14 protein-coding genes are annotated in these 12,172 nt (G+C 49.8%); all 14 read right to left on the minus strand.

Annotated features, from left to right (window positions below):
* Positions 1–3 precede the first annotated feature (3 nt).
* The 14 genes from ccsA to ribE all read right to left on the minus strand — a co-directional run bounded on the left by ccsA (position 4) and on the right by ribE (position 12,161).
* Positions 4–1,263 carry a cytochrome c biogenesis protein CcsA gene (gene ccsA / locus AB4Z33_RS13605; protein WP_442050424.1) on the minus strand — a complete coding sequence of 420 codons (1,260 nt, stop codon included), beginning with the start codon at positions 1,261–1,263 and terminating at the stop codon, positions 4–6.
* Positions 1,260–2,930, minus strand: coding sequence for a cytochrome c biogenesis protein ResB (resB, locus tag AB4Z33_RS13610; RefSeq protein ID WP_442050425.1), 1,671 nt, complete (start codon positions 2,928–2,930; stop codon positions 1,260–1,262). Before resB ends, ccsA begins: the two co-directional genes overlap by 4 nt.
* Before the next feature lie 11 nt (positions 2,931–2,941).
* On the minus strand, positions 2,942–3,472 hold the full coding sequence (locus AB4Z33_RS13615; protein WP_442050426.1) for a redoxin domain-containing protein: 531 nt from the start codon (positions 3,470–3,472) through the stop codon (positions 2,942–2,944).
* 96 nt (positions 3,473–3,568) lie between these two features.
* Positions 3,569–4,312: a pseudouridine synthase gene (locus AB4Z33_RS13620; RefSeq protein ID WP_442050427.1), complete on the minus strand. Its 744-nt coding sequence runs from the start codon at positions 4,310–4,312 to the stop codon at positions 3,569–3,571.
* A gap of 54 nt (positions 4,313–4,366) precedes the next feature.
* Positions 4,367–4,870 carry a spore maturation protein gene (locus AB4Z33_RS13625; RefSeq protein WP_442050463.1) on the minus strand — a complete coding sequence of 168 codons (504 nt, stop codon included), beginning with the start codon at positions 4,868–4,870 and terminating at the stop codon, positions 4,367–4,369.
* 25 nt (positions 4,871–4,895) lie between these two features.
* On the minus strand, positions 4,896–5,570 hold the full coding sequence (locus tag AB4Z33_RS13630) for a nucleoside recognition domain-containing protein (RefSeq protein WP_442050428.1): 675 nt from the start codon (positions 5,568–5,570) through the stop codon (positions 4,896–4,898).
* A gap of 41 nt (positions 5,571–5,611) precedes the next feature.
* Complete coding sequence (locus tag AB4Z33_RS13635) at positions 5,612–6,694, minus strand: D-alanyl-D-alanine carboxypeptidase family protein (protein ID WP_442050429.1); 1,083 nt, start codon at positions 6,692–6,694, stop codon at positions 5,612–5,614.
* Positions 6,695–6,847: 153 nt separating this feature from the next.
* Positions 6,848–7,333 (minus strand): GerW family sporulation protein, encoded by a 486-nt coding sequence (gene ytfJ / locus AB4Z33_RS13640; protein WP_442050430.1) that lies wholly within the window; start codon positions 7,331–7,333, stop codon positions 6,848–6,850.
* Between the two features lie 181 nt (positions 7,334–7,514).
* Complete coding sequence (locus AB4Z33_RS13645) at positions 7,515–8,222, minus strand: DUF2953 domain-containing protein (RefSeq protein ID WP_442050431.1); 708 nt, start codon at positions 8,220–8,222, stop codon at positions 7,515–7,517.
* 58 nt (positions 8,223–8,280) lie between these two features.
* Positions 8,281–8,883: an SMC-Scp complex subunit ScpB gene (scpB, locus tag AB4Z33_RS13650; RefSeq protein WP_442050432.1), complete on the minus strand. Its 603-nt coding sequence runs from the start codon at positions 8,881–8,883 to the stop codon at positions 8,281–8,283.
* Positions 8,852–9,631 carry a segregation and condensation protein A gene (locus AB4Z33_RS13655; protein WP_337101735.1) on the minus strand — a complete coding sequence of 260 codons (780 nt, stop codon included), beginning with the start codon at positions 9,629–9,631 and terminating at the stop codon, positions 8,852–8,854. Before AB4Z33_RS13655 ends, scpB begins: the two co-directional genes overlap by 32 nt.
* 33 nt (positions 9,632–9,664) lie before the next feature.
* A complete protein-coding gene (gene ribH, locus AB4Z33_RS13660) occupies positions 9,665–10,135 on the minus strand; it encodes a 6,7-dimethyl-8-ribityllumazine synthase (RefSeq protein ID WP_337101733.1) in 471 nt (156 codons plus the stop codon).
* Positions 10,136–10,193: 58 nt separating this feature from the next.
* Positions 10,194–11,438 carry a bifunctional 3,4-dihydroxy-2-butanone-4-phosphate synthase/GTP cyclohydrolase II gene (locus tag AB4Z33_RS13665; RefSeq protein WP_442050433.1) on the minus strand — a complete coding sequence of 415 codons (1,245 nt, stop codon included), beginning with the start codon at positions 11,436–11,438 and terminating at the stop codon, positions 10,194–10,196.
* A 63-nt stretch (positions 11,439–11,501) separates the two neighbouring features.
* Complete coding sequence (ribE, locus tag AB4Z33_RS13670) at positions 11,502–12,161, minus strand: riboflavin synthase (protein ID WP_442050434.1); 660 nt, start codon at positions 12,159–12,161, stop codon at positions 11,502–11,504.
* Between the last annotated feature and the right edge of the window lie 11 nt (positions 12,162–12,172).

Genomic DNA, 12,172 nt, shown 5'->3' on the forward strand with positions numbered 1-12,172 from the left:
GTGTTAAGTCCCTGAGTAAGAATGCAAACCGGCGATAATCAAGTTGACGCCGATCAATGTAAACAATACAATAACAAATCCGATAACCGCTAGCCAAGCCGAACGCAGTCCTTGCCAGCCTCGCGATAGACGGAAATGCAAGTAGGCGCTGTAGTAGAGCCAAGTAATAAGTGCCCATACTTCCTTCGGATCCCAGCCCCAGAAGCGGCCCCAAGCTTTCTCCGCCCATATCATGGCGAAGATGAGTGCGCCCAGTGTAAAGACCGGGAAACCGATCGCAATCGCACGATAGCTGATTTCATCCAGATCTTCAGGATCGATGCCTTCCATCGCCGGGTGAATCACTGCACCCAGACGCTTGCGGAAGGCAAGGCGGAGCAATCCGTATAAAATGCTGCCCGCAATAACCGACCATACAACGGTGTTAAGCTTACGGCCTGCGTTAACGCCGTTCATCCAATAAGGTGCTTCGAACAGCGGCTTCTCCAAGCCAAGGAAGCTGTCCATCTCGACGACCTGGCTATTGTACGGCTTCACGATCGGCGGAAGCGCATAAGCAACCTTCTCCGTTGTCGTTTGCTCAATGCCCTTGCTGTCGATTTCCGATATCTCTTGAGTAAAGTGCGCTTCATAACCAGCGCCGCGGAAGCCGAATACGGCAATAATAAATCCAACGATTAAGATAAGCGAGTATAGGCTGAATTCAACCCAAAATTGATCTCTGCGAGCTTCCTTCGTCGTCTGTTTGAAATCGACAACGCGCAACAGATACATCAGACCTGCGGCAAAACCGACTGCGAAGAATGCCTCGCCAAGCGCAGCCGTCGTCACGTGAATCTTAAGCCAGTTCGACGTAAGGGCCGGTATCAACGGCTGTACGTCGCTCGGGAATACAGCCGCATATGCAACGATAATAACCGTTAACGGCAAGGCGAACATGCCGAGCAAAGGTTTGCGATAAATCGCATGAATGATCGTGTACGCAATCATAATGGCCATACCGAGGAAGGTCATGAACTCATACATGTTGCTCGTAGGAATTTGTCCGCTGCCTGCCCAGCGCGTGAAGAAGAACGCTAAGTGAGCCGCAAGTCCAAGACTGGATGTAATAAATGCGATCTTGCCCCAGCGTCGTTCATGATCGGCTGGCTTGCGATTGCTCCATTTCTTGCCGGCAACCGCAATGACATAGAACATAAAGGCAAAGCAGTAAAGAAAGAATGCGACTAAAAAAACGTCGCTGCTAAATTCGACTAAACTCACGCGTTGTTCCCTCCGTTATCGAGCGCCTTCGGATCGACGGTAATCCCGATTTTTTTGAGCGCACCGGCTACATCCGAGCGCATGCCGTACCAGTTCTTATTCGTATGAGCGCCGAGCGACAGCTCGCCGTCATCTATGCGCAGCCATATTCTGCGGTGCTGCCAATAAGAGCCCATAAGCAGGCCGAGCATCGAGAATACTGCGCCGATCCATACGTAAGGAAGCGCTCTGTCCATCCTTACGTTCAAATAAGTGGATGCTTCCGAGAACTCGACGTTCTCCATTCCATCAACCTTGATTTCAATCTTCTCAGCCAATGCGCCATTAATGACATCCTGGGCAAACTTTACTTTGTCCTTCTGCATCGGGAAGTACATATAAGGCTCTCCCTCGGCTGCAAGTCCAGGACCTTTGACTGTAAAGATGAATGCAGGCGCAATCGGATCTCGCGAAAGCGTTGTCGGTTTGCCGTTGCTATCGAGCGCGAATTCCATGAAATTCGCATATAGTTCAAGCGTATAAGGACCAAGCTCATGTTTAAGTGCCGAGTCTTTCATCGGCAAGTCGAACGGTCCGTACGATTCACCTGTCTGCTTGTTGATAAGCACCGGGTGAACAGCATTAAGGCGCGGCGTCATATCGAAGTCGAACTGATACAGCTTAAGACCTTTGTACTTAAGCGGATCATTGACGATAATATCATGGCGCTTCACTTCCGTAAGCTCCGGCTGCTTCAGCGGATCGTCGCAATTGCTTGAACATGTGTACAATACCGCTTGCGTCTTGAACAGCTTCGCACGCGCTGTCCCTTTCAGCGTCTCAGGCAGCTCATCATCATTATAAAATTCAATGATGAACTTCTCGTTCTTAACGTAATAGTTCGTTCCGCTAATTTGAACCGTATCACCATCTGGTATCGTAATATACGAATCCATTTGGAAGCCTGGAAGGCTGCGAGCTAATATTGCAAGCAAGAACAGGATCAAGCCGATGTGATTGATATAAGGACCCCAGCGGCTGAAACGGTTTTTCTCCGCAAGCAATGAGCTCCCGTCGCGATGGATGCGATACCCTTTGCGCTTCAGCTGCGCGCCGAATTGCTCCGCCCATTGCTCTGGATCGCCTTCAATGGTCTGCTTGTACACCGTCTTCTGACGGTTAATGAATAGCAGATGCTTGCGAATCTGTTGCTTGTTAAGCGCCCGATAAAGCGGCAGCACGCGGTCAAGACTGCAAATGACGAGCGACGTTCCAATCATGACAAGCAAGCCGATAAACCACCACGATTCGTATGTATGGGACAAGCCGAGCAAATAATAAATTTTGCCGGTTAGGCCATACGTCTCCTCATAATAATCGGCAGGCTCGAAGTTATTAATGAATGTATTCTCCTGCGGGTAGATCGTTCCCAACATTGCCGTTACGAATGTAATAATAATTAAGTAAATCGCGATTTTGACAGAAGAGAAGAAGTTCCACACCCGGTCAATGACATTCGGATTGCTCTTCTGCGAACGGCGCGCGACGCCGTCATAACGCATCTCAAGCGGCGTTTCGGTATCTTCGGCTTCGGATGGCAAAAGCGGCTTGCCGCAGCTTTCGCATAATACCGTGCCTACCGAGTTTTGATGGCCGCATTCGCATTTTGTGTTCTCTACGACTAACACAGCTTATCCTCCTAGAGCTGAAGCAAACGTTCAATCCGATCGTCAATCTCTTGCTCCGTCATGCCGCCTACTTTAATCTCCATTATTTTACCGTCCGGTCCGATGAAGAAGGTCGTCGGGTAGGAGCGCAGCCCGTAGCTGCGTTCCGTCTTGCGGCTAACGTCGCGCAGAATTGGATAGTTCAAATCGAATTGGCGAACAAAGTTGTTCACGGTCAAAGTGTCTTCGCTTAAATTAATGGCCAGAATAACGAGGCCTTGGTCTTTCCACTTGGCGTATTGCCGCTCGAACTCTGGCATTTCTTTCACGCATGGCGGACAGAAAGTGCCCCAAAAGTTAACGACAACCGCTTTTCCCTTATAATCCGACAATGCTGTCGTACCGCCGTCCAGATTGGCCAACGTGAATGAAGGCGGCTCGCTGCCTGCCTTTAGCGGACCTTCCGAATCTGACGCGAACAACGTCGATCCGATCGCATAACCGCCTATAATAAGTACGGCAGCCAATATGATGATTTGGACCGTTTTGCGAGATTTTCCCATTAGCTTGCCTCACCACCTGCTTCTATCTCTGCTGAATGAATGACTACTTTAGTACCATTATAACGAAAAGTCGACGGCAATAACTGCCGCCGTCGTTTACTTTTTATGAACTTTATGTGTCTTGCGAGCCTCAGCGAGCAGGCTGTCAATCTCTTTGGGAGTTAGATGTCTGTATTTGCCTCGGCCAAGATCCTGCAGATAAAGATCGCCGAATTTAATACGTTTCAGACGGACGACTTTATGGCCGATTGCCTCGAACATTCTGCGAACCTGACGGTTGCGGCCCTCGTATATCGTAATCGATATTTTGGCTTCATTATTTTCCGTATCGACGTCATGATATTCAACCTCAGCGGGCGCCGTCATCCCGTCCTCTAGCATAATGCCCTTCTGAAGCTTCTCAAGTGCGCTGCCATGCGGTACGCCTTTGACCGTCGCGTGATACGTCTTCGGGACGTGATGGCTCGGATGCGTCAGCATATTGGCGAACTCACCGTCGTTCGTAAGCAGAAGCAGTCCTTCTGTATCGTAGTCCAAACGTCCGACAGGGTATACCCTCTCTTTAATACCGGGCAGGAAGTCACCGACGACCTTGCGGCCTTGCGGATCCTTGGCGCTCGATATGACGCCCTTCGACTTATTAAGCATGACGTAAATTTTCTTCTCGCCTTTGATCGGCTTGCCGTTCACCGTGATGGCATCAACGGCTGGATCGGCTTTGACGCCAAGCGTCGTTACTTTCTCGCCGTTCACCTCAACCATGCCGGCCATTATCATTTCCTCGCATTTGCGACGGGATGCGACACCCGCTTGCGCTAATATTTTCTGTAAACGTTCCAATGCTTTCACCTCATCCTCCATCATACCGATTAGAAGAACAAAGTACAAGCTGTGTTAGCCGAATATGTATAAGCAAATGAATATCGCCGCCAAAAAGCCGACCAAATCGGAGAAAAGACCTACTTTTAACGCATATTTCGTTCTGCGGATGCCGATAGCTCCGAAGTAGACGGTCAGCACATAAAGAGTCGTATCGGTGCTGCCTTGAATCGTTGAAGCAATTCTTCCGATCATCGAATCAGGTCCATAGGTCTGAATAAGGTCAGCGGTGAACGCAAGCGATCCTGCGCCCGTAAGTGGACGCAAGATGCCTAGCGGAAGCACCTCGCTTGGGATACCGAGCCAGTCGAATAGCGGCCTTACGGCAGACAACATCAGCTCCATCGCGCCCGATGCGCGGAACATGCTGATCGCAACCATCATTCCGACGAGATGCGGAATAATATTAATCGCTGTGCCGAACCCGTCCTTTGCCCCTTCGACGAACGTTTCATAGACGGGCACCTTGCGTCTTAACGCCGCATAGAGAGGGATGAATACGATGATGGCAGGAATCATCCATGCGGATAGATTGGTGAATAATTCATACAAGCGTCTCACCCCCGCCAGCAGAAGGTTTTGACAATGATTGCTGTTGATTTTGCGGCTGCTTGTTCAAGTTTAACTGTGGCGGGGTCATAGGAGGGGACTTTCTTCTATACCATCGGTCGGCAACAATTGCCGCTGACGTGGCAACGAATGTTGCAGCTAACGTCGTGCCGATAATTTCAGCAGGATTAGCCGAACCATAATTCATTCGAATCGCAATAAGTGTCGTAGGCACGATTGTAATGCTGGACGTATTAAGCGCAAGCAACGTACACATCGCAGGCGTTGCCGTTGACGGATCGGGATTCAGCTTCTGAAGCTCCTGCATAGCCTTTATCCCCATTGGCGTTGCCGCATTGCCAAGACCGAATAAATTCGCGCTTAGATTGCTCATTATGTATCCAATTGCCGGATGGTTATGAGGAATGTCCGGAAATAGCTTGCGAACGAGAGGTCCAAGCATTCGAGCCATTGTCTTAAGCAAGCCCGCATCCTCTGCTATACGCATCATCCCAAGCCAGAATACCATAATGCTTATGAGGCCGAAGCTTACGGTCACGCCCGACTTCGCCCCTTCGAAAGCTGCTTGCGTTACTGCGTCCATGTTGCCGTTTATCGCGGCTACCGCTACGCTAGCCGCGATAAAAAACAACCATATCCAATTCACCATATAAACCGTCTCCCCTCGGTTTTATGCTTTATATGAAACAATTACTTATTAACGCTATCCCTTAATCGATTGCTTCCCGCATCATAAACAGGGGTCGAACCGATCTTCTCTCCTTTCAGAAACCATTGAAGCGACCCGCGTTCGCCAAGTGCATAACTCGTTGAGTTTGGCGGAATTAGAACCAGACTTGTATGAATGGAATCCTGCTCGTCCAGCTCAAGCGGATAACTGAATCCTTGGCCAAGCGCATAGGGATAACCGGCGATCGTTTGCCCCTTGCTGGCAAGCTTCTGAAGCGGATAGTTAGCGAAGCCCCAGTCAAGCATTTGTTTGTGGTCATTCCAGTCATCGCTGTCATTAATGGTTACTGCGGCAAGCTGCTGGCCATTCCTAGTAGCTGAGCTAACGAGGCAGCGAAGCGACTTTTTGGTATAGCCTGTTTTAACGCCGTCCGCACCTTCGTACATGGCTAGCATTTTATTTTTGTTCGGCCAGGTGTAGTCCCATTTCTCGTGCGGATTGGGTACTTTTTTTTCTCTCGTGCCAACGATTCGGGCAAATGTTTTATTTTTGAGCGCATAAGCAGTCAATACGGCAAGATCATTAGCTGAAGAAAAATGCCCCTCTTCATCAAGACCGTGCGGATTTTTGAATTGCGAATGTTTCAGATTAAGAAAACGCGCCTTCTCGTTCATCAGGTGGACAAAGCCCTCCTCTGAACCTCCTACATGCTCGGCGATCGCGGTTGCCGCATCATTGCCGGAGCGAAGCATAAGACCATACAGCATGTTTTCAAGCGTCATTTCTTCGCCTAATTGGAGGTAGATCGATGATCCCTCCTTGCCAACCGCCCTCTTTGGTGTCTTCACCTTATCGTCGAGCTTACCATGGTCGATGGCCACGATTGCAGTCATGATCTTCGTCAAGCTTGCAATTCTCATCGATTGATCGCCATTGGTGCTATATAGGACTCTGCCAGAGCTGACATCAATTAACGCGGCCGCTTTTGCATTCGTACCGATCGGCTTTGGTTTCGCATCTGCTGTCTGTTGAATCGCCAGCGTCATTACTCCTAATAAGAGCATGGAAGCTATAGCGATTCTATACCGCTTAAACCCATTCATTCCAATGATGCTCCTCTCGCTGCAATAGTCTGTCGTTCATTATATGCCTGTACATATTCGTGTAGACGAGCTTGTCGCAACTAAAATGAAAAAATGAAAAACTGCCCTTGCGGGCAGCTTTACATGTTGGATTGCCACTCTCGAGCGATTAACTTACAAGAGGTGATCATTTGCGTCCAGACTGCCCGTAATAACGGTAGACACTGGATCGACATAATTGGATTGCTGCATAGGCTGCTTAATCATCGACTGCACTTTATCGAATACATGAGGCGCAGCGTCAATGACACGCTCCAATAGATGCGTTTGATTATCCAGCGGCACGATCTTCACGCCATGGGTACCTACAACAAGGAAGGCAATAGGCGTAATCGACACGCCACCGCCGCTGCCGCCGCCGAACGGAAGCGACACGGATGCATGATGCGCATCGTTTTGCGATCCGCTCGCATGGTCGGATCCATCGAGCCGGATGTCGCTGCCGCCTGCAACGAAACCGAAGCCAACTTTGGAGATCGGCATAATAATGCTGCCGTCCGGGGTTTGTACAGGATCGCCGACGATCGTGTTGACGTCGACCATTTCCTTGATGTTTTCCATTGCGGTTTGCATTAATCCTTGAATAGGATGCTCAGCCATTGTAACTCCTCCTCAAAAGTTTTGTGAAAAGACGCTTCATTGCAGAGTCATCACAGCAAAACTTGCTCCGAAAGCATACTTTCATTGCGATATGAATAAGAACTTGCCTACGCTTCTTGTATTGTGCGCAGTACAGGTCTGGACTATGTATGAGCTGAGCCTCCGGCAAAGATGTTCTAAACTACACTTTGAACAGCTGTTTTTGCCACGTCCAAGAACTCCCGCCGCTGCCATCTTTTCGTCTTCTCTTCCGCATTCGGAATAACAACTTCATCCCAGCCAGTAACGCGTTGCCAAAGCTCATCTTGGCGCTGCACGACCAATCCGTCGAAAAGTAAGGTCGCTGATATATCGGCGTCACGGTCATCTGCGGGTCGGCTTGGAGCTTGACCATCTGAGAGAGAACACCGATCAGACTCGTTTTAACCGACCATACGAAACCCGTCGTCATCGCTGTCCACATCGCATCGCCGGTTCCAACGGAAGTGTTCCATGTCCATTCAGTCATCTTTACCTTCGTCAGCGTCTGCCTCGCCCAGCCGGTCAAGTTTCGTGTCATCTCCAGGATGTCCTTGAAACGATCCATCGAACGAGCAACATCGTCGGCATTGATCTCTTCATTGAATTGCTTCCAAGTGTTAATCCCCGTATTTGTTGATGACACCTGCTCCTTTAATTGGACAGAAGCGCCCAAATACTTAATAACCGGCACCTTCAAGCGGTAACGATATAAGCCGAACAACGCTTTGATTGCAATTTCGGCGTCGTCATTATTTCCCGATTTCGCAAAATGTCCGCTAACTTTAACGGGAGATGCGATAACAATCGAAAAAATGAACAAAAAAAAGAGACCGGCCGCCGTCATCCAACCAAAAGGATAAAGGGGCATTATGCTTCCTCCATTTCCCTACTTATGGTTGAATATAGTATGACCCGGCGGTCAAATCTCATTCTTTTATTTCATCAAACGTCATTTGTCTGCCGTCTAGGCGCTCGAACAGCAACTGCGTCGTTTCCTCAAGCGCATCGTCGACACTGACATGGCCTGGTTCAGGCAATTCCTTGATTGACGGCAAGCCGAAGTATTCTAAAAATAATTTCGTCGTTCCGTATAATATAGGTCTTCCAATCGCTTCGGCTCTTCCTACCTCTTCGATCAAATCCTTTGATACAAGGGAGCTGATCGCCCGATCGGTCTTCACACCGCGAATCTCCTCGATATCGATTCTTGTAATCGGCTGGCGGTAAGCGACGATCGATAACGTCTCCAAAGCAGCTTGCGATAATTGCGAACGTGATGGCGAATAAGCCATTCGCTCAAAGTAAGGCGCATGCTCAGGATGCGTAGTCAGTCGGTAAGAACTGGCTACTTCAGCTATCTGAACGCCTCGCATCTCGCGTTCCAAATCCCGCTGCAAGTCGTAGACCAGATCGGAAGACAAATCCGAGTCGATCTCCAAAATGTCGGCGAGTTGCTTCTTCGTTAAGCCTTCATCTCCGGCCATGAACAGAAGGCCCTCAATAATCGACTTCAATTTCGGATAATCCATCTTGCGAAGATTCTCCTCTCCAATGTATGACGATGTCGTCGAACAGCTGATGCTGGAAACAGCGAATATGCTTCATCTTCATTAGCTCCAGTATCGCTAGAAAGGTGACAACTACTTCGTGCTTGTCCATATTCTCGCGTATAAGCTTCGAGAATCGGACCGTTTCGTATTGCTTCAGCACCTCGACAATATCTCGAATCCGATCCTTAACCGATATTTCATCGCGCTGGATCGTTGAGATGACGTTCCTTCTTGCTGCCCTGCGCAGCGCTTTCTGGAAGGCGGCAACAAGATCGGACACATGCAAGCCTTCGACGGGATTGACCTTCTCTTCTTTCATATAAGGGGTCAAGTCATCCGGCTCACGAGAATAGACGAGGCTGCGTTCGAATTCCTTCTCCCGCAGCTGCTCGGCTATTTGCTTAAACTTACGATATTCAACGAGCTTCTGAATGAGCTCATCACGAGGATCAAGGCCGTCATCCTGCCACTCGTCATATTCCTCCTCGAACACCGGAGGCTTAGGCAGCAGTTGCTTGCTTTTTATCGCCAGAAGGGTTGCAGCCATGACCAGAAACTCGCTCGTAACCTCAAGCTCCAGTTCCTTCATCGCATGCAGATACTCCATATATTGATCCGTAATCTCGCTGATCGACACTTCATGGATATCAATCTCTGCTTTGTCGATCAAATGGAGCAACAGGTCAAGAGGCCCTTCAAAAGAATCCAGCTTGTAAAGCACCGACACTCGTATTTCCTCCCGCGTTCAGCTCTCGGGGTATTATCCCTGCAGCTGTTTCGTCAAATTAGCCATTTCGATCGCGCTGGCAGCCGCTTCATAACCTTTGTTGCCGGCTTTCGTGCCTGCACGCTCAATCGCTTGCTCGATCGAATCGACCGTCAGCACGCCGAAGATCGTTGGCACGCCTGTTTTGAGCGCGATTGCCGCAACGCCTTTGGCTGCTTCATTGCATACAAAGTCAAAGTGAGGCGTTGATCCGCGGATAACGGCGCCAAGCGTAATTACCGCATCATACTTGCCGCTTTCAGCCATCTTCTGAGCGATCAGCGGAATTTCGAATGCGCCAGGCACCCATGCGATTTCAACATCGTCTTCCGCTGCGCCGTGGCGTTTGAATGCATCAAGCGCGCCGCCAAGCAGTTTGCTGGAAATAAATTCGTTGAACCGTCCGACAACAACCCCATATTTTAAACCTTCCGATACTAAATGTCCTTCATATATACGTGCCATTTTACCATCTTCCTCTCATCCTGAGTAGTTATTATATTTTTTTGGCTGCTAACTGCTATTACGACTGCTGCGGCTCCTGCTCTTCGAACTTGAGCATATGGCCTAGCTTCGTTTTCTTCGTTCGCAAATATTTGCTGTTGCTTTGATTAGCTTCCATCTGAATGGGAACGCGTTCGACGACCTCGATGTCGTAGCCTTCGAGCCCTTTGATCTTACGCGGATTGTTCGTCAGCAGCTTCAGCTTGGAGATGCCAAGATCCTTCAATATTTGCGCGCCTATACCATAATCTCGCAAATCGGCAGGAAAGCCAAGCTTTATATTCGCATCGACCGTATCGAGCCCTTCTTCTTGAAGCGCATAAGCCTTCAGTTTATTAATGAGGCCGATGCCTCTGCCCTCTTGGCGCATATAGAGCAGCACGCCGCTTCCGGCCTCGTCGATCTGACGAAGCGCCGCATCAAGCTGAGGTCCGCAATCGCAGCGGTGGGAGTGGAACACGTCGCCGGTCAAGCACTCGGAATGCACCCGCACCAGAATGGGCTGAGTTGTATCGAGCTCGCCTTTCACAAGCGCAACATGCTCCTTGCTATCCATGATGTTCGTATAGGCGATAGCGCGGAAGATACCGAAGTCGGTTGGCATTTGCACGTCAACGATTCGCTCAACAAGCTTCTCCTTCTCATTCCGATATCGAATAAGCTCTTGAATCGTAATGAGCTTAAGCCCATGTTTCTCTTTGAAGATCTTCAAGTCCGGCAACCGCGCCATCGTACCGTCTTCATTGATGACCTCGCAGATGACGCCGGCAGGCTTCGAACCGCACAGAACCGCCAAATCAATGGCTGCCTCGGTATGACCGGCTCTGCGCAGCACGCCGCCTGGCTTCGCGATGAGCGGGAAAATATGTCCGGGACGGCGGAAGTCCGCCGCCTTCGCCGTCGGATCGATAAGCGCTCTGACAGAGAGCGAACGTTCATATGCCGAGATGCCCGTCGTCGTCGAAGCGTGGTCGACAGACACCGTGAAAGCCGTTCCGTGGTAATCGGTGTTATGCGTTACCATCGGCGGCAGCTCCAACTCCTCAGCCCGCTCCGGCGTAATCGGAACGCACACCAAGCCGCGAGCTTCCGTAATCATGAAGTTAATGACTTCCGGCGTCGCCATATCGGCCAAGGCGATTAAGTCGCCTTCATTCTCACGATCCTCGTCATCAACAACGATGATTGCTTTGCCCAGCTTCAAATCTTCCAGTGCTGCTTCTATTGTATCGAACGTATTCGAATTTGCATTACTGTTTGTCATCCTGCTTCCCTCCCCGGTGGTATCCAATCTATAAGAACAATCTTATTTTGTATAATTCATCTTTTACAGAAAACCGTTCTCCATAAGAAAAGCCGTCGATAGCTTTGACTTCGGCGCCTCGCTCTCCGGCTGCTTAAAGTGCAACAGGTGATCGACGTATTTGCCAATGACATCACATTCGATATTAACCGATTCACCCGGCTTCTTGTTCAGCAGTGCCGTTTCGCCAAGCGTATGCGGAATGATCGATACCGCGAATGTCTGGGCCGATGTGTCTACGACCGTTAAGCTAATGCCGTCAATCGTAATCGAGCCTTTCGGAATCACGTATCGCAGCGATGACGGATCATCCAGTTTAATTCGAAATACGACCGCATTCGCATCTGTTTCACGCCCTATGATTTGGCCAGTGCCATCAATATGACCTTGCACAATATGACCGCCGAAGCGCGCGCCGGCTTGCATCGCCCGCTCTAGGTTTACAGCCTCTCCGGAACGCAGCGCATGCAGCGTAGAGCGTCTGAATGTCTCGGGCATAACATCGGCAGCGAAAGAGCCGCCGTCGTAATCGGTAACGGTCAAGCAAACGCCGTTAACCGAAATGCTGTCTCCAATCCGTACACCTTCTAGAACGCGTGCAGCACCAATGGATAACCGCATCGCTTCGCCTTGCTTCTTAACACCTTTCAGCTTGCCTACCTCTTCTATGAGTCCAGTGAACATCGTAGCCCTCC

The organism is Paenibacillus sp. 2TAB19 (assembly GCF_052115185.1).
Lineage (GTDB): Bacteria > Bacillota > Bacilli > Paenibacillales > Paenibacillaceae > Pristimantibacillus.

Coding starts and splice junctions, on each gene's coding strand:
- AB4Z33_RS13635 (WP_442050429.1), bottom strand. CDS start 6,694: ATGAATGGGTTTAAGCGGTATAGAATCGCTATAGCTTCCATGCTCTTA.
- ytfJ (WP_442050430.1), bottom strand. CDS start 7,333: ATGGCTGAGCATCCTATTCAAGGATTAATGCAAACCGCAATGGAAAAC.
- scpB (WP_442050432.1), bottom strand. CDS start 8,883: ATGGATTATCCGAAATTGAAGTCGATTATTGAGGGCCTTCTGTTCATG.
- AB4Z33_RS13665 (WP_442050433.1), bottom strand. CDS start 11,438: ATGACAAACAGTAATGCAAATTCGAATACGTTCGATACAATAGAAGCA.
- AB4Z33_RS13615 (WP_442050426.1), bottom strand. CDS start 3,472: ATGGGAAAATCTCGCAAAACGGTCCAAATCATCATATTGGCTGCCGTA.
- AB4Z33_RS13625 (WP_442050463.1), bottom strand. CDS start 4,870: ATGATTCCTGCCATCATCGTATTCATCCCTCTCTATGCGGCGTTAAGA.
- AB4Z33_RS13630 (WP_442050428.1), bottom strand. CDS start 5,570: ATGGTGAATTGGATATGGTTGTTTTTTATCGCGGCTAGCGTAGCGGTA.
- AB4Z33_RS13645 (WP_442050431.1), bottom strand. CDS start 8,222: ATGCCCCTTTATCCTTTTGGTTGGATGACGGCGGCCGGTCTCTTTTTT.
- ribH (WP_337101733.1), bottom strand. CDS start 10,135: ATGGCACGTATATATGAAGGACATTTAGTATCGGAAGGTTTAAAATAT.
- ribE (WP_442050434.1), bottom strand. CDS start 12,161: ATGTTCACTGGACTCATAGAAGAGGTAGGCAAGCTGAAAGGTGTTAAG.